Source organism: Flavobacterium sp. CS20, assembly GCF_018080005.1.
Taxonomy (GTDB): domain Bacteria; phylum Bacteroidota; class Bacteroidia; order Flavobacteriales; family Flavobacteriaceae; genus Psychroflexus.
Map to the genome: position 1 here is coordinate 2718866 of NZ_CP073015.1, position 21581 is coordinate 2740446.

16 protein-coding genes and 5 pseudogenes are annotated in these 21581 nt (G+C 33.6%); 13 read left to right on the plus strand and 8 right to left on the minus strand.

Features of this window, described 5'->3' with window-relative positions; translation table 11 throughout:
* The first annotated feature begins 10 nt into the window (after positions 1–10).
* The 9 genes and pseudogenes from IGB25_RS12925 to IGB25_RS12965 all read left to right on the plus strand — a co-directional run bounded on the left by IGB25_RS12925 (position 11) and on the right by IGB25_RS12965 (position 6027).
* A pseudogene (locus IGB25_RS12925) lies at positions 11–1008 on the plus strand (SDR family oxidoreductase).
* A complete protein-coding gene (gene rfbB, locus IGB25_RS12930; protein ID WP_211065357.1) occupies positions 1009–2064 on the plus strand; it encodes a dTDP-glucose 4,6-dehydratase in 1056 nt (351 codons plus the stop codon). It abuts the pseudogene before it with no gap.
* A 22-nt stretch (positions 2065–2086) separates the two neighbouring features.
* Positions 2087–2956, plus strand: a complete 870-nt coding sequence (gene rfbA, locus IGB25_RS12935) for a glucose-1-phosphate thymidylyltransferase RfbA (protein ID WP_211065358.1) — start codon at positions 2087–2089, stop codon at positions 2954–2956.
* 5 nt (positions 2957–2961) lie between these two features.
* Complete coding sequence (locus IGB25_RS12940) at positions 2962–3387, plus strand: adenylyltransferase/cytidyltransferase family protein (protein WP_211065359.1); 426 nt, start codon at positions 2962–2964, stop codon at positions 3385–3387.
* Positions 3388–3481: 94 nt separating this feature from the next.
* Entirely contained in the window at positions 3482–3799 is a 318-nt protein-coding gene (locus tag IGB25_RS12945) for a hypothetical protein (protein ID WP_211065360.1), read from the plus strand.
* A 229-nt stretch (positions 3800–4028) separates the two neighbouring features.
* Complete coding sequence (locus IGB25_RS12950) at positions 4029–4436, plus strand: DUF6444 domain-containing protein (protein WP_211065361.1); 408 nt, start codon at positions 4029–4031, stop codon at positions 4434–4436.
* 76 nt (positions 4437–4512) lie between these two features.
* Positions 4513–4731, plus strand: a pseudogene (locus IGB25_RS15225) (transposase); the annotation flags it as partial.
* 14 nt (positions 4732–4745) lie between these two features.
* Positions 4746–5393, plus strand: a pseudogene (locus tag IGB25_RS12960) (transposase); the annotation flags it as partial.
* Between the two features lie 22 nt (positions 5394–5415).
* Positions 5416–6027 (plus strand): WYL domain-containing protein, encoded by a 612-nt coding sequence (locus tag IGB25_RS12965; protein WP_256437281.1) that lies wholly within the window; start codon positions 5416–5418, stop codon positions 6025–6027.
* Positions 6028–6698: 671 nt separating this feature from the next.
* Here IGB25_RS12965 and IGB25_RS12970 read toward each other — a convergent pair.
* Positions 6699–9197, minus strand: a complete 2499-nt coding sequence (locus IGB25_RS12970; protein WP_211065363.1) for a DUF5686 and carboxypeptidase-like regulatory domain-containing protein — start codon at positions 9195–9197, stop codon at positions 6699–6701.
* A gap of 60 nt (positions 9198–9257) precedes the next feature.
* Positions 9258–10235: a pyruvate dehydrogenase complex E1 component subunit beta gene (locus IGB25_RS12975; protein WP_211065364.1), complete on the minus strand. Its 978-nt coding sequence runs from the start codon at positions 10233–10235 to the stop codon at positions 9258–9260.
* Between the two features lie 152 nt (positions 10236–10387).
* On the opposite strand from IGB25_RS12975, the gene IGB25_RS12980 reads away from it, so the two are divergent.
* The 4 genes from IGB25_RS12980 to IGB25_RS12995 all read left to right on the plus strand — a co-directional run bounded on the left by IGB25_RS12980 (position 10388) and on the right by IGB25_RS12995 (position 14291).
* Complete coding sequence (locus tag IGB25_RS12980; protein ID WP_211065365.1) at positions 10388–11134, plus strand: electron transfer flavoprotein subunit beta/FixA family protein; 747 nt, start codon at positions 10388–10390, stop codon at positions 11132–11134.
* Positions 11135–11154: 20 nt separating this feature from the next.
* A complete protein-coding gene (locus IGB25_RS12985) occupies positions 11155–12117 on the plus strand; it encodes an electron transfer flavoprotein subunit alpha/FixB family protein (protein WP_211065366.1) in 963 nt (320 codons plus the stop codon).
* An 83-nt stretch (positions 12118–12200) separates the two neighbouring features.
* Positions 12201–12794 carry a bifunctional nuclease family protein gene (locus tag IGB25_RS12990; RefSeq protein WP_211065367.1) on the plus strand — a complete coding sequence of 198 codons (594 nt, stop codon included), beginning with the start codon at positions 12201–12203 and terminating at the stop codon, positions 12792–12794.
* 9 nt (positions 12795–12803) lie between these two features.
* Complete coding sequence (locus IGB25_RS12995) at positions 12804–14291, plus strand: NupC/NupG family nucleoside CNT transporter (protein ID WP_211065368.1); 1488 nt, start codon at positions 12804–12806, stop codon at positions 14289–14291.
* Positions 14292–14293: 2 nt separating this feature from the next.
* Here the strand turns inward: IGB25_RS12995 and rodA are convergent, their stop codons facing one another.
* The 6 genes and pseudogenes from rodA to purH form a co-directional block, all read right to left on the minus strand.
* A complete protein-coding gene (rodA, locus tag IGB25_RS13000; protein WP_211065369.1) occupies positions 14294–15550 on the minus strand; it encodes a rod shape-determining protein RodA in 1257 nt (418 codons plus the stop codon).
* A complete protein-coding gene (gene mrdA / locus IGB25_RS13005; RefSeq protein WP_211065370.1) occupies positions 15543–17432 on the minus strand; it encodes a penicillin-binding protein 2 in 1890 nt (629 codons plus the stop codon). The genes rodA and mrdA overlap by 8 nt, the downstream gene beginning before the upstream one ends.
* Positions 17432–17929 (minus strand): rod shape-determining protein MreD, encoded by a 498-nt coding sequence (locus IGB25_RS13010; protein ID WP_211065371.1) that lies wholly within the window; start codon positions 17927–17929, stop codon positions 17432–17434. Before IGB25_RS13010 ends, mrdA begins: the two co-directional genes overlap by 1 nt.
* Positions 17922–18731 carry a rod shape-determining protein MreC gene (mreC, locus tag IGB25_RS13015; RefSeq protein WP_211065372.1) on the minus strand — a complete coding sequence of 270 codons (810 nt, stop codon included), beginning with the start codon at positions 18729–18731 and terminating at the stop codon, positions 17922–17924. Before mreC ends, IGB25_RS13010 begins: the two co-directional genes overlap by 8 nt.
* 10 nt (positions 18732–18741) lie before the next feature.
* Positions 18742–19772: pseudogene (locus tag IGB25_RS13020) on the minus strand (rod shape-determining protein).
* 37 nt (positions 19773–19809) lie between these two features.
* Positions 19810–21342, minus strand: a pseudogene (gene purH, locus IGB25_RS13025) (bifunctional phosphoribosylaminoimidazolecarboxamide formyltransferase/IMP cyclohydrolase).
* Between the last annotated feature and the right edge of the window lie 239 nt (positions 21343–21581).

The following is a 21581-nucleotide window of genomic DNA, read 5'->3' on the forward strand; positions in this document are numbered from 1 at the left end:
TTTTTAATATATGAATATTGAGTCATTAAAAAATAAAAAAATATTAGTTACTGGTGCGACTGGTTTTATAGGTTCAAATCTTTGTGAGTTTTTGTTAAAAAATGATATACAAGTCAGAGGCTTAGATAATTTTGCAACAGGTCACCATCAAAATATCAAAGAAATTTTAGACCAAAAGAAATTTGAATTTATAGAAGGTGATATTCGTGATTTTGAAACTTGTAAATCTGCTTGTCAAGACATTGATTTTGTTCTACATCAAGTCGCTTTAGGTTCTGTGCCACGCTCTATTGAAAACCCAATTCTGACAAACAAAGCCAATATCGATGGGTTTTTAAATATGCTTGTAGCTTCAAAAGATAACGGGGTTAAACGTTTTGTATATCTTGCTAGTTCTTCCACTTATGGCGATTCTAAATCTTTACCAAAAATTGAAGACAACATTGGTAAACCTTTATCGCCATACGCCATCACTAAATATGTCAATGAATTATATGCAGAAAACTTTAAATTGATATATGATTTAGATACAATTGGTTTGCGTTATTTTAATGTTTTTGGCAGAAAACAAGATCCCAACGGTGCATATCTGCCGTAATTCCAAAATTTGTCATTCAACTCATGAAGCACAGAAGTCCAACAATAAACGGTGACGGCACTTTTTCTCGTGATTTTACTTATATAGACAATGTCATTCAGATGAACATTTTGGCTTTAACAACAACTAACAAAAAAGCACTTAATGAAGTTTACAATACAGCCGTAGGAGATCGCACAACAATCAAACAAATGTCAAACTTGTTAAAAAAATTCTTATCAAAATACGATTCTAAAATTGCTGATATACCTATAAATCATGGTCCAAACCGCCAAGGCGATGTGCCACACTCATTGGCTTCAATCGATAAAGCCACAAATCTTTTAGGGTATAAACCTTCCCATAAATTTGAAGAGGGTTTACAACAAGCTGTAAAATGGTATTGGAAAAACTATTCTAAACATACTTAAATGTCATATCAAAAAAAAATACTGATTCTTGGTGGAGCAGGTTTTATAGGAAGTCATGTGGTTCGTAGATTTATAAAAAAATATCCAAACTTTCAAATTTTCAACCTTGACAAATTGACTTATGCAGGCAATCTTGAAAATTTAAAAGACATAGAAAAAGCTGAAAACTACACATTTTTAAAAGTAGATATTTGCGATAGAAAAACTATAGAACAACTCTTTAAAAAGCATAGATTTGACACCGTAATTCACTTAGTTGCCGAATCTCATGTAGATCGCTCAATTACTAATCCATTTGCATTTGTAGAAACCAATATTATGGGGACTTTAAATTTACTTCATGCAGCACAAAATGTGTGGAAAGATAGCAACAGCGAAAAATTATTTTATCATATCAGCACAGATGAAGTTTATGGTACTTTAGAAAAAACAGGACTTTTTACAGAAGAAACACCCTACGATCCCAATTCACCATATTCCGCATCTAAAGCCAGTTCTGACCACTTTGTAAGAGCATTTGGAGAAACTTATGGTTTACCTTATATTATCAGCAATTGTTCTAATAATTATGGACCAAATCAATTTCCTGAAAAACTCATTCCTTTGTTTATAAACAATATCATCAATCATAAACCTTTACCTGTTTATGGAGATGGCAATTACACAAGAGACTGGCTTTATGTTATCGATCATGCCATTGCAATTGATGTGATTTTTCAAAAAGGAAAACTTGGAGAAACCTATAATATTGGTGGTTTTAATGAGTGGAAAAATATCGATCTCGTAAAAATCCTTTGCCAACAAATGGATGATAAACTCAACAGAACAGCAGGCGAAAGTGAAAAACTTATCACTTTTGTAAAAGATAGACCAGGACATGATTTGCGCTATGCTATTGATGCCTCAAAAATCTATAAAGAATTAGGTTGGAAGCCTTCAGTTACCTTTGAAGAAGGCTTAAGCAAAACCATAGATTGGTACCTCCAAAACCATGCTTGGTTAAAAAATGTTACCAGTGGCGACTATCAAAAATATTATGAAAAGCAATATTTATAACTAATCTCAAAAATAACTCAAAATGAAAGGCATAGTACTAGCAGGTGGATCAGGAACCAGATTGCATCCACTGACTTTAGCAACGTCTAAACAGCTATTACCCATTTATGATAAACCGATGATATATTACCCTTTATCGGTGTTAATGCTCGCAGGTATAAAGGATATTCTAATCATTTCAACACCAGAAGATTTGCCAAATTTTAAGAGATTGTTGGGCGACGGTTCAAAATTTGGCATCGCATTGAGTTACAAAGAGCAACCTTCGCCAGATGGTTTAGCTCAAGCTTTTATTATTGGTGAAGATTTTATCGGTCATGACAACGTTTGTTTAGTTTTGGGCGATAATATTTTTCACGGTGCAGGATTACAAAATTTGCTCAATAATGCTGTAAAAAATGTTGAAAATGAGCAAAAAGCGGTTATTTTTGGCAATTATGTTAATGATCCTGAACGCTATGGCGTAGCAGAATTTGACCAAAACAAAAATGTAATCAGTATAGAAGAAAAACCTAAAATTCCAAAGTCTAATTATGCTGTAGTTGGGCTCTACTTTTATCCTAATTCGGTGGTTAGAATAGCCAAAGATGTTAAACCATCAAACCGAGGTGAACTTGAAATCACATCAGTAAACCAACAATATTTAAGTGAAGACAAGCTTAAAATGCAAATTCTTAGTCGTGGTTTTGCATGGCTAGATACAGGAACCCACGAAGCCCTTACCGAAGCTACCGAATTTGTAAAAGCTGTAGAAAAACGAACTGGTCTCAAAATTGCTTGCTTAGAAGAAATCGGTTTAAACAAAAATTGGATTGATAAACAGCATATCGCCAAACAAATAGAAAACACTAAGGGCAATTACTATGAATATCTTAAATCTATTCTAAAATAATAGTCATGAAAAAAACAGCCATCATTGTTTCGGGATATTTTAATCCGATTCACAAAGGGCATTTAGAATATTTTTTAAATGCTAAAGATCATGCTGATAAGCTTTTTGTCATCGTTAATAACGATTTGCAAAGAAAACTAAAAGGCAGTAAACCCTTTCAAGATGAAGATGAACGTTTGTTTATTGTCAGTAACATTAAACCTGTTGATAAAGCATTTCTGTCTATAGATAAAGACCGAACAGTAAAAGCATCTATCAAAAAAATATTTGATGAGTATAAAGATAATTACGAATTTATTTTTGCTAATGGTGGAGATCAAGACAATCAAAGTATTCCCGAAGCAGAAATTTGTAACAAATTAGGGATTAAGCTTTTAGATGGTTTGGGTGATAAAATTCAGTCCAGCAGTTGGTTGTTGGAAGACAATTGATAAACTAAAAATTTGATTAAAATAATTTACCATCAAAACTAATAACAACATCAAATTATTTAATTTGTCACAATAAGACAATAAACGTCCTATCGTGAGTAGGTATTTAGAAAGATTACAGGATATTAAAGCTTGGCTTAAGGCTGAGTCTATTGGCATTGGTGATATTCTGAAACGCTTAGAAGCTCAGGATATGAAGGTTTCTCGACGTCAAATCAATCGAGATTTTAGTGCTATTCAGTCTATGTTGGAGGATAGTGAAATGCTTAAGCATTTTTATAAAGATGGTCAAAAATATTTTTATATCCATACAGCAACTCCTTTTAAATCTGAAAGGGTTGCGATAGAAACCACCGAGATTTATCACACCAATTTCTACAATCAAATCCTTACTGATGAAATTCAGTTGTAACTAATCAGTGTCAAAAATAAGACTATAAATTTTGGATAATACAAACTGAGCATATATTTTCTTTGTGCTTATTTCAATTTTTTAAAAAAAATTTCAAATAAGCCACTCATTAGAGCTTGATTTTAAAAATCAGACCTTTATCAACATTTTTAACTTTTTGGATTGATAACTAATTGGTTAATAATTTGTTTGTTACAAACATACCACCCTACATTTGTAAGAAAAAAAGTTGGAAAAGGATAAGCTTATAGAATCACTCTTGCAGAAGGTAGAAGAACTTTCTAAAAAGCTAATTGCTTTAGAATTAGAAAATAGTCAACTTAAAGCACGACTTACCAAATATGAAACTCCAAAAAACAGTAATAATAGCTCCATACCACCCTCAAAGGATGAAAATAGACCAAAGAGGAAAAGCCTAAGAATAAAGACAGGGCGTAAGCCAGGTGGGCAAACAGGAAGAAAAGGCAATACTTTGAAGATGGTTGAGATACCTGATGTTACAGAAGAACACATACCAGATTATTGTAACTGTTGTGGAAACGACCTTTCATCACTTCCACATCAATATGCAGGAAGTCGACAGGTATTTGACATCCCTGAAATAAAAATAAAAGTCACAGAACCACAAGGTTTATAAAAAAGTTTGTCCTTGCGGTTGTGAAACAAAAAGCGACTATCCATCACAAGCAAATGCACCCGTAAGCTATGGGAATAATATTGAAAGTTTAATAGGATATTTTCATACCAGACAATACTTGCCTTTTAAGAGAATGCAAGAAATGTTCAATACGGTTTTTAATATTCCTATAAGTGAAGGAGGAATACACTATTTATTAAACAAACTTGTCACTAAAGCTGAACCTGCATATAATCTGATAAAACAAGAAATAGCAAACTCAAAATCACCTATCGGTAGCGATGAAACAGAGTAAAAGTATCAGGAGACAAAAACTGGGCGTGGACATGGCAAAATGAAAAAGCAACCTTTATTACCATAACTGATAATAGAGGACAAAAAAGTATAGAACAAACCTTTGAAAATGGTTTTGAAAATGCTGTGTTAGTGCACGATTGTTGGAAGAGTCATTTCAATACCAACGCTCAATCACACCAAATTTGCATGGCACATTTACTTCGGGATTTAAACTATCTAACTGAAAAATACGATCATAAATGGAGTAGAGCTTGCAAAAACTTATTTTTAAAAGCCATCAACTTTAAGAAAAATATAAAAGATATAGCCTTTAACAAGGATTGTCCAATAAAGAAAAGTATAGAAAAAAGAATGGATATCATCTTAAATCATGATCCGCCAAAAGAACATAAAGAATTAATAACTTTTAAAAAAAGACTTATAAAATACAGGAACTATATCTTTACATTCCTCTATCATCTGGATGTACCTCCAGATAACAACGCCTCTGAAAGAGCAATAAGAAATATAAAAGTAAAACAGAAAATCTCTGGACAATTTAGATCAGAACAGGGCTGTGATAACTTTGCCATACTTAGATCTGTAACAGATTCTTGTTTAAAAAATCAGCAATCAGTTTTATCTACACTAAATATTATTGCTAATTTGCGGACTGATTAGTTACATTCAGTTTAATTTAGAGTTGATACAAACCGCTATCAAGGAGCAAAAAAGGCTAAAAATAAAATTGATAAAAGACGATGAAACCAGTGATAATTTAGATGTTGATACTGAAAATGTAGTGGTTTGCCCTGTTAAGATGGTCTATCACAGAAACAGTTACTATTTGGCTTGTTTTAATGCTGAATTAAAAGAAGTCGAAGTTTTTGGTTTAAGGCAACTTAAAAATATTGAGTTAGGCAAACCTTTTAATAACTTCAAATTACTAGAAAATCAGGTTAAAAAGGAACTCAAAACCCGTTTTGGCGTAACCAAAAATATCAACAATAAAGTCTATGATATTGAAATTAAATTTACTCCAGTTTTGGGTCGGTTTATCGAAAATCATCATTGGCATGAATCACAAAAATTTAAAAGTGTTAACGGCGATTATATCTTATACTTAAAATGTGGTATCAATAGAGAGTTGATGGGTTGGTTATTTCAGTGGATGTATAATGTCAAAATTGTAAAACCTTTATTGCTCAAGCAACTTTACAAAAAAACTTTAAAAGAATCTGAATTAATTATAAAAGATCAAAATCCTTTTGTGTATAGAAATATCTTTACAGACAAAGTTGATAGTAGATTGTGAGATATTGTGAATTTTTACTTCTTTAGTCGTCAACTCGAAAACTTTAATTTTAAAGCCACGAATGCACTTTACATTGCCACGAATGCACTAATGGTTTCTCGTTTTATAATTCTTTTTTTATATTGCCACGAATGCACTAATGGTTTCTCGTTTTATAATTCTTTTTTTACATTGCCACGAATGCACTAATGGTTTCTCGTTTTATAATTCTTTTTATATTGCCACGAATGCACTAATGATTTCTCGTTATAATTCTTTTTTTATATTGCCACGAATGCACTAATGGTTTCTCGTTTTATAATTCTTTTTTTATATTGCCACGAATGCACTAATGGTTTCTCGTTATAATTCTTTTTTTATATTGCCACGAATGCACTAATGATTTCTCGTTATAATTCTTTTTTTATATTGCCACGAATGCACTAATGGTTTCTCGTTATAATTCTTTTTTTATATTGCCACGAATGCACTAATGATTTCTCGTTATAATTCTTTTTATATTGCCACGAATGCACTGCTTGTTTTATAACGAGCAATCATGACAGAGCTATTCCTTAATTTTGGACAGTGTTTGTTTTAAGTGATTTAAAACAAATTTCTTAAACCCAAATTATAATCCTCCATAATAGCGACGAATACACAGTTTTGTCTGGGTTTGTGGATAATTCGGGTTAAAAATAAAACCCAAAAGCACCAGTAATTCCAAAAGTTCTCGAATCTTGAATATCAAAATAGTTGCCTCTAAAGTGAAAGTCAATCCTAAAAACTCTGAAAATATTGCCTATTCCAAAACTATAAGAATAGTAAACATTTTGGTCTGGAGCCAATAAGACAGGGTTTGATGTTGAAGCGTTGAGCATTATACTTTCGTTAGACAATTTGCCATACATACTTCTGAAAGTGACGATTTCTCTTAAATCTAAATCTCTTAACAGAGGAATTCTGGCAAAAAGCCTACCGTTAAAATTATGCTCCATATGAAGGCTGACATATTCATCGGTTACAAATTCATAGTAATCCAACAAGGGAAAAGTTCCTTCTATAGAAAATAAGGTTTCATTGCCTGGGACGACATTAAGCAATCCGAGTGGTACGCCACCAAAGGTTTTTCCTGCTTCAATTGTTGAAGTAAACCGCCCAAATCCGCCCATTAAAATAGGTTGTCTGTAAAGGAGTTGTAATCGGTCGTAATCAAAATCGCTATCAATAACGCCTTTTAAACCTTTGGAATATTTGAGCATAAACTCTGGATATTTTCCAGGGTTAACCACGTATTGCTCAACTCCATAACCTGTTGCTTTTCTGTTTGGAGTATAATTTGCGGTTAAAGAAAGTTCGGTTTGAGTGATTTTTTCTTGACGTTGAGTTCTGGCTTCGTCTGTATAAAAAGCTAAGCTAAACACATTTGTATCAGCACCAACTAAGGTTCTATAGTTGCCTTCTAAACGCAAATTGAAGTTATAAAAAGGATCAAACTGAAGAGCGAGACTCGATAGATTGATATTGGTTAAGGTGTTGTTTGCCGAAAGGGTTAAAGGTGTACCAGACAACAAACTCCTTCCTAAAACATCATTTGAGCTGGTTAAGCTTCCCCCGAGTTGTTCTACATCACGACGGTTTCCTGCCGAAAGAATGAGTCTAGATTTGCGGTCTAGCATAACTTTACCAGATATGCCGTATTTGAATTTATCATCCTTGAAACCATAGGCGGTAAAACCTTGCAAACGCCAAGTATCATTTTGACTAAAATAAGTTCTTCCGCCAACTCTTAAACGCAAACCTTCAATATCATTATATCCGAATGTGGAAAATACTGGACCAAAATCCCAACCGTCAAAGCCATAATAGTTGGTTGCCAAAACGGTGGCAACATCATAAACTTGTTTAAAGGCTTTAACTGTTTTTAAGGTGTCAACTAAGGTGTATATTTCTTTTTCGTCTTTGTTGAGTGGTTCTAAACGGTTTTTTGCCCAAAAAATACTATCGCGATTAAAGACTTGTTCTTTGTATGGATCGGTTTGTCTATCGTAAAATTCTTTGTCTTTTTTTACATCAAATTTATAGTTATCATATAAGGTTGTGCGTTTACCGTAAACACCACGAGAATCTTCTTTTTTTCTAAAGGTAAAATCAGTCATAAAATAGTCACGTGTCATTAAGAAAATAGAATCGTTAAGCACGTCAAATTCTTGTTCTATATAAACATCCTTTACCCAGTTGATGTTGGCACTTTTGGTCATTGCCAAATTGATTTTTTTGATAGCCCAAGTGGTATCATTGACCCAAAAATCACCCTTAAAGGTCAATTCGTTTTTTCGTCTGGGGTAATAAACAATGTGGTAAGTCCATTTGTTGCCAATAAATGTGCTATCAGCCAAAACATAGTTGTAATTATCTATGCCAGTGGTTGATAATGGACTGACAAAACTTTTATCAAAAATCTTGATGTAATTGTCATAAACATTATATTCTGCATACAAATCTTTGATGAATGCGATAAGATTTTGGTTGTTGCTAAAACCTGAGTTTTTGTTACCCTGTAAGACTTCTTTTTCTTTATCGATGATGTTATCGCCGTAAACTTTAGAAACCGATTCATTGATAAAAATGGGCAAATAAGTTTTGCCTGTAACTTCATTGGTATCGGTTTGGGTAAAAATAAACTCCATGCCTTTAAACAGTCGGCTTTTGATTAAAGCACTATCAATGGTATTAAGGTCAAATTGAATTTTTTCATACTTGTCGTATTGGTATTGCTTAAACTTTTTGACACCGTTGTCTCTTCGGTTTTCCCAAATTTTCCTCAAAATATCAATAGCGGGATTGTTTTTCTTGGATGTTTTACCTGTATAAATCGTAACTTCAGACAGGGCTTCTGCGTCTGACTCCAATTTGATTTCGATATCATAAGTTGCACTTTTGTTTAAGGGTAAAGTGTAAGTTTTATAACCCATAAAAGACACTTCTATGGCTTCATAATCATTATCTGATTGGAGATAAAATTTTCCGTTTTCGTCAGTGATGGTGCCAACTCTTGAATCTTTAAAAATAACGTTGGCGTATGGAACTGGTTCGTCAGATTCGTCATAAACATAACCGCTGACTTTGGTTTGGGCTAATGAAAGAAACCCGCAAAATAAAACAAAATATGTAAAATAAAATTTATTCATAAAAATAAAAAAGCTTCACTTGCATTAAACAAATGAAGCTAGGGTTTAAGGTTGTTAATTTTAAATATACATTACTTTTTTCACCGCTTTAATCACATCTTCATGATTTGGCAACCATTCTTTAAGTAAAACGGGTGAATACGGTGCAGGTGTATCAGCCGTATTGAGTTTAATGATTGGTGCATCGAGATAATCAAATGCATAATGCTGAATATGATATGCAATTTCAGTAGAAACATTACCAAAAGGTAAAGCTTCTTCAAGACATACTAAACGATTGGTTTTTTTTACTGAATTTACAATCGCTTCATAATCTAAAGGTCTAACGGTTCTTATATCTACAATCTCGCAAGAGACGCCATCTTTTTCTAATTCTTCAGCGGCTTTGTAGGCTTCTTTGATAATTTTTCCGAAAGAAACAATGGTCACATCTTCACCTTCTCTTTTGATATCGGCTTTACCAATCGGAATGGTATATTCTTCTTCTGGCACTTCACCTTTGTCTCCATACATTTGCTCGCTTTCCATAAAAATGACAGGGTCATCATCTCTAATAGCTGATTTTAAAAGCCCTTTAGCGTCATAAGGATTTGAAGGCACAACGACTTTAAGACCTGGTGTATTGGCATACCAATTTTCAAAAGCTTGTGAGTGCGTTGCTCCAAGTTGACCAGCCGAAGCTGTTGGCCCTCTAAAAACAATAGGGATATTGATTTGACCACCTGACATCTGACGTATTTTTGCAGCGTTATTGATGATTTGATCAATTCCAACTAATGAAAAGTTAAAAGTCATAAATTCAATAATAGGTCGATTGCCATTCATAGCTGAACCAATACCTATACCACTAAAACCGAGTTCAGATATCGGCGTATCAATCACACGCTCTGGACCAAATTCGTCTAACATGCCTTTTGAAGCTTTGTAAGCTCCGTTATATTCCGCGACTTCTTCACCCATTAAATAAACCGATTTGTCAGCTCGCATCTCTTCACTCATGGCTTCACAAACCGCTTCTCTAAATTGTATTGTTCTCATATTTTTCAAAATTATAAAAGCACCACAAAAGTAAACAATCAAATGACTTAAAAGGTTATCAATTTAATAAAATTTTATTATGCATGCATAGTAATTTTCAACATAAAATATTATCTTCGCATACGTTATAATAATGCTAAAAATATCAAACAATGAAAATATTAGTATGTATAAGTCATGTTCCTGACACGACGTCTAAAATTAATTTTAAGGATAACGACACTGCTTTTGACACAAATGGTGTTCAATTTGTGATTGGTCCCAATGAAGAGTTTGGTTTAACCCGTGCTATGTGGTTTAAAGAAAAGCAAGGAGCATCTATAGATGTGGTTACTGTTGGCGAAAAAGATGCTGAACCAACTATGAGAAAAGCACTTGCTATTGGTGCAGACAAAGCGATACGAGTTGATGCTAAGCCCGTAGATGCGTTTCAAGTGGCTCAAGAAATTGCCGATGTAGCCAAAAATGGCGACTATGATTTGATCATTGCTGGTCGAGAATCTATTGATTACAACGGTGGCATGGTGCCTGGTATGGTGGCTAAAATGATAGGTGCTACTTTTGTCAACACCTGTGTGTCTTTAGAAGTAGAAGACCAAAAAGCTACAGCTATCAGAGAAATTGACGGTGGTAAAGAAACATTAACTTGCGATTTACCATTAGTTGTTGGAGGTCAAAAAGGTTTGGTAGAAGAAAAAGATTTGCGCATCCCAAATATGCGTGGCATCATGATGGCAAGAAAAAAACCTTTGGAAGTTAAAGACCCTGTTGCCGAAAATTCGTTAGTTGAATTTAAAAAATTCAGTAAACCTGCACCAAAAGGTGAAATCAAAATGATTGATGCTGAAAATTTAGATGAACTAATTGATTTACTTCACAACGAAGCTAAAGTGATTTAATACATTAAAAAAACAAAATTATGTCAATACTTATATACGCAGAATCAGAAAACAAAAAGCTAAAAAAAGTGGCTTATGAAGTGGCTTCTTATGCGGCTTCAATCGCTGAAAAAACACAAGACGATGTTGTAGCAGTAACCATAAATGCTGAAAACACTGACAGTTTAGGACAATATGGTGTGAACAAAGTTTTAAATGTTCAAAATGAAAGTTTAGATAAATTTAATGTAGAAAGCTATTCAGAAATTTTGACCAAAGCTGTTAGAGAAACCAATGCTGACATTGTGGTCTTAAGCCAAAGTGATAATGCCAAATATATAGCACCTTTACTTTCGGTTGTTCTAAAAGCAGGTTATGCTTCAAATGTGGTTGAACTTCCTGAAACTGAAAATGGTTTTCAAGTCAAACGAAACGTATTTACCAACAAAGCTTTTGGTATGGCTGAAGTCACTACAGATAAAAAAATTATCGGACTTTCTAGCAACGCTTTTGGATTGCATGAAAAAGAAACAAACGTTGAAACAGTCGATTTTAGTCCAGAACTTTCAGACACAAAAATTGAAGTTAAATCTGTCGATAAAAACAAAGATAAAGTTAGCATAGCCGATGCAGAAATAGTAGTTTCTGGCGGGCGTGGTTTAAAAGGACCAGAAAATTGGGGTATGATTGAAGAACTAGCCGAAGTGCTTGGTGCAGCTACGGCTTGTTCAAAACCAGTGAGTGATATGGGTTGGCGTCCACATAGTGAGCACGTCGGTCAAACAGGAAAACCCGTAGTCGCAAATCTGTACATTGCCATTGGAATTTCAGGTGCCATTCAGCACTTAGCGGGAATCAACGCTTCAAAAACAAAAGTAGTCATCAACATTGATGAAGAAGCCCCATTCTTTAAGGTCGCCGATTATGGTATAGTTGGCGATGCTTTTGAAGTTGTGCCTAGATTGACTGAAAAATTAAAGGAATTTAAGGCTAATAACGCTTAATTTTATAAATTGCACCTAAAATAGCGGTCTAAGATAAACGAGCAATTATCGTTGTTTTTTAGATCGTTTTTTATTTGAGTTTTATGGATTTAGTGCAATTAGACATTAAAGGAATTTCTTATAGTCAGACTCAGACTGGTGCCTATGCTTTATTGCTTAGCGAAATTGGTGGTTCAAGGCAATTGCCTATTGTTATTGGTGCTTTTGAAGCCCAATCTATTGCCATTGCTTTAGAAAAAGACATCAAGCCACCAAGACCATTGACCCATGATTTGTTCAAAACCTTTTCAGATAGCTTTGATATCACAATTCAAAAAGTCATTATTCATAAGCTTGTTGATGGTATTTTTTACGCCAGTTTAATATGTAAAAAGGGTAAAAATGAAAAAACTATCGATGCCAGGACAAGTGATGCTATTGCTTTGGCATTACGTTTTAAAGCACCTATTTTTACTTATAAAAACATATTGGATAAAGCAGGTATTCAATTGAAAACCTCAACATCTTCAAGCCAAACTCAATCCCCAAAATCAAAAGTTGAAACCGAAATTAAATCCAGTTTTGATTTAAAAAGTTTAAGTTTGAAAGATTTAAATAAATTACTTGAAGATGCCGTTCAAAATGAAGAATACGAAAAGGCGACTCAAATTAGAGATGAAATATCCAAAAGAAGTTAAGTTATACATATGAAAATATACGCCTTTCTCCTTTTATGTTTTGTTTTGGTTATAACCACTTCAAAATTAAAAGCCCAAAACAACCAACTTGATTCTTTACAAACACAAAATGACAGCATCCAATCATTTACCTCAACAGAAAAAACACTAAAGATAGGTGATATTGAAAAAGCACCACAAAAAATTATTCCTATAGAAGGCTTTAGCTTTAAAAGTTTGTGGCGTGGTCTTTTAGGAATGTTTGTTTTGTTGACTATTGCATTTGCTTTTAGTGCCAATCGAAAAGTCATCAGTTGGCGTACGGTTATTATTGGGTTAATTTTACAGTTGATATTGGCTTTTGGTATTTTAGAAATAGAATGGGTAAAAGCTATTTTTGATTTTGTCGGCAATATTTTTGTTCAAATCTTAAACTTTACAGCAGCTGGCGACGAATTTTTGTTGGGTGATTTGATGGATCAAGACACTTATGGTTATATCTTTTTGTTTCAAGTTTTACCAACCATCATTTTTTTCTCGGCTTTAACTTCAATTTTATTTTATCTCGGCATCATACAAGTTGTTGTTCGTGGTTTAGCCTGGCTTCTTTCTAAAGCTTTAGGCGTTTCAGGTGCTGAAGCTTTAAGCGTTGCTGGTAATATTTTTCTCGGGCAAACCGAATCACCTTTAATGATAAAAGCTTATCTAGAACGCATGACACGTTCAGAAATTTTATTAGTAATGATTGGTGGTATGGCTACAGTAGCAGGTGGTGTTTTAGTCGCTTATATCGGTTTTTTAGGTGGTAATAATCCAGCTATGCGATTAGAGTTTGCAAGGCATTTATTAGCCGCTTCGGTAATGGTCGCACCTGGTGCTATTGTCATTTCAAAAATTCTTTATCCGCAACAAGCTAAAGTTGACAATTCAGCAGAAGTATCTATGGATAAAATTGGCTCTAATATTTTAGATGCCATTGCCAATGGCACAACCGAAGGCTTGCGATTGGCCGCTAATGTTGGTGCAATGCTATTGGTATTTGTGGCTTTAATTGCTATGATCAATTACGGGTTAGACGCTTTTGGCGGTCTTGTAGGTTTAAACGATTTTGTAGCTCAAAACACACCATATGAAAAATTTTCTCTCGAAGCTATATTAGGCACTATTTTTTATCCTGTAATGTGGTTAATAGGTGTTGCAAAAGAAGATTCAATGTTGATGGGACAACTTTTAGGTATAAAACTGGTTGCCAGTGAATTTGTTGGCTATATTCAATTGGCTGAGCTAAAGGATTTGGGTAGTGCTATTCATTTTAAATATGAAAAGTCTATCATTATGGCGACTTATATGCTTTGTGGTTTTGCCAACTTTGCTTCTATTGGTATTCAGATTGGTGGTATTGGGTCTTTAGCACCAGGGCAACGCAAAACTTTATCACAGTTTGGTATGCGTGCTTTGCTTGGTGGCACATTAGCATCACTGATGTCTGCAACAATAGCTGGAATGATTTTAGGCTGAGATTAGCTCCCCAATTTTTGTCTATCGGCATCAAGTTTTAAAAAGATAAAAATCAAAATTGTAAATCCCCATAAGCCTGAACCACCATAACTAAAAAAAGGCAACGGAATTCCAATGGTGGGAATCAATCCTGTAACCATCCCGATGTTTACAAAAAAATGAATAAATATTATACCGAACACGCCATAGCCGTAAACCCGACTAAAAGTTCTTTTTTGACGTTCAGCAAGATATAGTATTCGACTTAAAAAAGCTACAAAAAGCAGAACAACAATTGCACTTCCAACAAACCCAAATTCTTCACCGACGGTTGTAAAAATATAATCAGTATGTTGTTCAGGTACAAATTTGCCCTGTTTTTGAGTGCCGTTTAAAAAACCTTTGCCTGTCAATCCACCACTTCCGATAGCCACTTCACTTTGATATAAATTATAACCGCTACTTTTTGTGTCTGCATTAGGGTTTATTAGCACTTCAAAGCGTTCTTTTTGGTGGGGTTTCAATACTGAATTATAAATAAAATTCACACTAAAAATAAAGCCGAAACATAAAATACCTATTAAAACGGGTTTTAAAATACTGTTTTTCCTTTTTTTTCTAAAATAAATAATGCTTATAAAGATAAGGCCAAATGCAATAGATGTAAGGGTTGAACCTAATACTAATACGCCTACAAAAATAGTTATAGCAAGTATAACACCCCAAATGTAAAACCCTGGCAAACCTTCTCTATATAAAGCTATAAGCAAAGAAAAATAAACCAAAGCACTACCTGTATCGGGTTGCAAAAGTATAAGTAAAACGGGAATAGCTATGATTAAAAAAACATTGACTTGATGTCTGAATTTGTTGATATTTACATTAAGACCACTTAAATATTTAGCCACGGCGAGAACAACTGTTGCTTTTGCAAATTCGGCAGGTTGCAAACTAAAACTTCCAAAAGAATACCACGCCGTTTGACCATTTATGGTTTTTCCAAAAAACAATAAACCCAGCAAAAGTATGAGAGAAAAAACATAAATGATAGAGCTGAAACGTTCATAAAATTTGCTTTCAATGGTTAAAACAAAAAGAATGATGACAAAACTTAAGATAATCCAAAGTAATTGTTTTCCATAAAAAGTAGATAAATCGAAGTAGTTCTTAGCTTCGGCGTCGGTCAAAGTTGTAGAATAAATACTCAACCACCCAAGTCCAACTAACAATGTAAAAAGCAAAATGCTTAACCAATCTATCTTAAAAAAAGTATTATTCATTGAGATTAAGATTCTCTAAAATGCTATCATTTTTGACCATAAAATCTATTTTTTCATAATCTTCTTTAGGGCTATTTTCTAAAAGCCAAGTTTCCATATCAGTTCTTGTAATTTTACCTTTTATGTATCTTTCAATCATCAAACTGGCTATTCTACCAGCATAACGCGAACCCCAATAGCCGTGTTCAATAAATACAGCAATAGCTATCTTTGGATTATCTACTGGAGCAAAAGCCACAAAAATGGAATGGTCTTTAAGTTGAACAACTTTACCATCTATTACTTTTTTGTTTTCTGCCGTTCCTGTTTTTCCTCCTATTTCTATGCCAGGGATTTGTAAATATTTTGCAGTTCCATATTTATAAACTTGATGCATCCCTTCTACAATAGGCTCAAAATGTTTTTTGTCAATTGTGGTGTAATGTTTTTTGGTATAAGTTGTATCTTTTATAGCATTGCCTTCAATAGATTTTAAAATATGCGGTTTGATATACCAACCTCGATTAGCAATAGTCGCTGTCATGTTTGCTAATTGAATAGGTGTAGCTAAAACTTCGCCTTGACCGATGGCATTTGAAATAGTGGCTGTTGCATACCATTTATAAGTCGGGTAATTATACATTCGGTTGTAATAGGATGAATCGGGAATAAACCCCTTACGACCAATGGGTAAGTCATAACCTAAATATTGACCTAAACCAAAACTTTTCAGATGATTGTGCCAAACTTCTATACCTTGTTGTGGAGTTTCAAAATTGTTGATAGTATTGAGATAAATTCGCGAAAAATAAGAATTACAAGAATGTGCAATTCCCGTTATCATATTGATAGGATTGGGATGATGATGACACCCTAAGACTTTTCCTCTTGCGTATTGAAACCCACCGTAGCAAGTGTAGCTGTCCTTAATATCTACAGCACCTTCTTGTAAAGCTATAAGACCCGTCAAGACTTTAAAAGGCGAGCCTGGAGCGTATTGTGCTTGCAAAGCTCTGTTGTATAGGGGTTTGGTAATGGTGTCGTAATATAATTTCGTATAATTTCTCGATCGTTTTCTGCCAATAAGAAAACTTGGTTCATAAGTTGGTTCAGTGATTAAAGTCAATATTTCTCCTGACTGAGGCTCGATAGCAACAATTCCACCTCGTTTATTTTTCATCAATTTTTTGCCATAAGCCTGAAGTTTGGCATCAATAGCTATCGTTAAGTCTTTTCCTTTTTGAGGTAAGGTATCATATTGACCGTTTTTAAAAGAGCCTAAATCATTATTAAATCGGTCTTTTTGTATGTATTTTACACCTCTTACACCTCTTAATTTTTTTTCGTAATACTGTTCTACACCTTGTCGCCCAATTAAATCTCCAGAGTGATAGTAAGGTTTTTCTCTAATATCTTTATTGGAGACTTCTTGGATATATCCCAAAAAGTTTGCTCCTAAATCTAATTGATAATCTCTTAAAGAACGTTTTTGAATGTAAAAACCCTCAAATTTATACATGTTTTCTTGTAGATAAGCATATTCAGATTTTGTGAGTTGTGCGGTTATCAGCGAAGGTGCATAATAAGAATATCGTTTGGCTTTTTCTATTCTTTTGATTAGCGTTTTTTTATCTAAACTTAAAAGCTTTGCCAATTCTACTGTGTCAAAAGCATCAAGGTCTCTGGGGACAAGCATGACGTCGTAGGCTGGTTGATTGCCAGCAAGCAAAACCCCATTTCTATCATAAATATAGCCACGTTGTGGATAATCGTATTCCACTTTAATAGCTAAGTTTTCTGATATATCTGTATAAGAATCACTAAAAACCTGAAGGTACAACAGTCTTATAAGGAATATTAGAGCTGAAAAAAAAATCAATATATATGGAAAAAATCTTCTCATTAGGGTTTAAATAATCTCAGAATTATTATAATTAAAATTGAACTAAATATACTTGAATATATAGTATTTTTTAAAATATCCAAGGCATAGTTTATGCTAAAATATTCCAAAGAAAACATTAAAAAATGATGTATTAACACCATCAACACCACGTAAATGATTTGTTTACTAAAATCTGCTTTTTTTAAATTTACACTATTGTAATCGTAGCTCAAACCAAATGACAATCTTAAAATAACTGGTCTAAGATAAGCTATTATCAAAGTGGAGCCAGCATGAACGCCACCAGTATCATTAAACAAATCTATCGTAATTCCTAAAACAAATGCTATGAGTAAAAGGTATAATCTGTTGATATCAAAGGGCAACATCAATATAAACATCATATAAATATAAGGATTAATATAACCTGACAAAAGCACATAGTCTAAAACAAGCACCTGAACGAGTACTAAAAGTATGAATTGTATGATATATTTTATATTAAAACTATTCATCATTCGTGTCTAATAAACGTTTGGCTTCTTTTATTTTTTTAGGAATGATAACATAGGCATGATTGATATTGGTCATGTCCTCAAATAGGTTGACTTCTATATTGTAGTAACCAATATTTTCATTTAGCTCATAATCTTTAATTAACCCAATTGGAATATTTTCGGGAAATATTAATGAGTTGCTACCCGTTACAATTGTATCGCCAACAATAAAACTTGCAGAGCGCGGCAGATCTTGAAGGTAAATGGTATTAGGGCTTAAGCCATCCCACTGAAGTGAACCAAAATGGTTGCTACCTTTTAATTTTGCATTGATTGATAAATTTGTATTAAGTATTGAAATAACTCTTGAATAGTTTTTAGTGCTTTTTTCAACAATACCAAGAATTCCGTTTGGTAAACTTACAGCATAATTTACATCAACGCCATCGCTTAAACCTTTATTGATGAGGACATAATTATCTACTTTAGAATATGAATTGGAAATGACCTGACAAGGTTTAAAAATATAAAGTGAATCTAAAAAAACAGTATCGTTTTCAGCAAGTTTGATATTATACAAACGTTGTTTCAAATAAATGTTTTCGAGCTGGAGTTTTTCATTTTCTATATCGAGCTCAAAATATTTAGTAAAATTATATCTCACATCTAATAAAAAAGCAGAAAATATATTAGTTGAAGATATCCATTTTGACTTGTGATAAGTGTGAGATTGAATAGTAAGCTGAATAGATATGACAAACAGCACAACAAATAAAATTCCTACTTTGTTTCGGATAAAGAACTTTATAATCTCTTGCATGCATATTCATTTATTTGATTAACACAGGCTTAAAGCGTTCAAGATCTTTTAGAGTAATGCCAGTACCTCTTACAATAGCTCTTAAAGGGTCTTCGGCAATAAAAACAGGAAGATCGGTTTTTTGAGAGAGTCTTTTATCTAAGCCTCTTAGCATAGAACCGCCACCTGCCAAGTAAATACCAGTATTGTAGATATCAGTCGCCAACTCAGGTGGTGTTTGAGACAAGGTTTCCATTACGGCATCTTCCACTCGTAGAATAGATTTGTCTAAAGCTTTAGCGATTTCACGGCTAGATATTTCTACTTGTTTTGGTTTTCCTGTCAACAAGTCTCGTCCTTGCACACTCATATCTTCAGGAGGAGTTTCCAAATCTTCTGTCGCCGCCCCAATTTGTATTTTTATCTTTTCTGCGGTTCGTTCACCTACAAAAAGATTGTCTCTTGCGTGCGCATATAATAGATAATATCATTGGTAAAAACATCGCCAGCAATTTTAACAGATTTGTCACAAACAATTCCGCCGAGTGCAATCACAGCAATTTCTGTGGTTCCACCGCCAATGTCCACAATCATATTGCCTTTGGGTTGCATGATATCAACACCAATACCAATAGCGGCAACCATAGGTTCGTGAATTAAATAGACTTCTTTGCCATTAACACGTTCTGCACTATCTTTTACCGCTCGCATTTCCACTTCTGTAATACCACTTGGGATACATATTACCATGCGTAATGATGGTGAAAACAAGCGTTTTTTTAAGGCTGGTATTTCTTTGATAAACATGCTTATCATTTGCTCACTGGCATCAAAATCTGCAATCACACCATCTTTTAATGGTCTAATGGTTTTTATATTCTCATGGGTTTTGCCTTGCATCATTGAAGCTTCTTTGCCAGCTGCAATAATTTTTCCAGACACACGATCTCTGGCAACTATAGACGGTGCGTCTATAACGACTTTATCGTTGTGAATAATCAGTGTATTGGCTGTTCCTAAATCAATCGCTATATCTTCGGTTAAAAAATCAAAAAAACCCATGCTTGTTGTTTAATAATCAATTGGCAAAAGTAATCAATTAATGTTTAAAATGTCGTATTCCTGTCATCACCATGCTCATATTATTTTCATTACAATAATTGATGCTCAATTCATCTTTGATAGAGCCACCTGGTTGTATCACGGCAGATATTCCTGCTTTATCAGCAATCTCTACACAATCTGGGAATGGAAAAAACGCATCACTGGCCATGACTGCTCCTTTTAAGTCAAATTTGAAATGCTTTGATTTTTCAATACTTTGCTTGAGTGCATCTACACGTGAAGTTTGTCCAGTTCCACTTGCAATCAGTTGTTTGTTTTTAGCTAAAACAATGGTATTAGATTTGGTATGCTTACAAATTTTTGAAGCAAAAACTAAATCATCTATTTCAGTATCAGACGGCGATTTTTGAGTTACTGTTTTAAAATGTTCTTTTTGGTCGGTTTTTAAGTCTCTGTCTTGAACCAAAACACCATTAAGACAAGTTCTGATCATTTTGTTTTTAAAAGCACTTTGTTTTAAAATAAGAATTCTTCTGTTTTTCTTTCCTTTTAAAATTTCAAGGGCTTCGTCTTCAAATTTTGGTGCAATGACGACTTCACAAAACAGCTGATGAATTTCTTCAGCTGTTGCTTTGTCTATTTTAGTGTTTGCAACTAAAATGCCACCAAAAGCCGAAACAGGATCGCCAGCCAGAGCATCTTTATAAGCTTCTAAAATTGTATCGCGTTGTGCCAAACCGCAAGCATTGTTATGTTTTAAAACGGCAAATGTTGGTGCTTCTCCTTGAAATTCGTTAATCAAATTTACCGCAAGATCTATGTCTAACAAATTGTTATAAGACAAAGCTTTGCCGTGCAATTGCTCAAAAACCTCATCAGAATTACCATAGAAATTTGCATTTTGATGTGGGTTTTCGCCATAACGTAAAGGCATAACCTCTTTTTTAGACAATCTCAACTCTGCATTGGTTTGGGGTTGATTGAGATATCCAAATATTTTAGTATCATAATGAGATGAAACAGCAAAGGCATTAACGGCAAAAGCTTTTCGCTCTTCAAAACTACTTTCAGCCACAGGCTTATTCAAAATATCTAAAACAGCTTGATAATCTGACTGAGAAGCCACACACAACACATCTTTATAGTTTTTGGCTCACGCACGAATCAGTGAAATACCACCGATGTCTATTTTTTCAATAATATCTTCATGATTTGATCCCGAAGCTACCGTTTCTTCAAAAGGATAAAGGTCAACAATGACCAAGTCTATTTCGGGGATGTCAAATTTGGTTAAAGTTTTTTTGTCACTTTCATTATCTCTTCTGCTTAAAATGCCACCAAAGACTTTTGGGTGAAGCGTTTTAACACGACCTCCGAGAATGGAAGGATAATTGGTAAGACTCTCTACAGCAGTTACCTTAGCACCACAAGATTCTATAAATTTTTGAGTGCCACCTGTAGAATATATTTGAATATTGTGTTTTTTTAAAGCTTCGATAATCGGCTCTAATCCATCTTTGTGAAATACAGAAATCAGAGCAGATTTTATAGGTTTTTGAGGATTCATAAGACTGTAAAATAGGTTTTTGCAAAGCTAAGTTTTTATAACTAAAAATGGCGTTATTTTAAACTTCAAATTGAACGTTTTCAAACAAAAATTAAAATTAATCATTCATATGCTTTGGATATTTTAACTTAAACCTTTTTATATACTGATATTCAGTTATTTACAGCACCATTTGAATAATTTAGAAATCTTTTAAAATAATCATCAAAAAACTTGCATTTTACGTCAAAAAATCTATT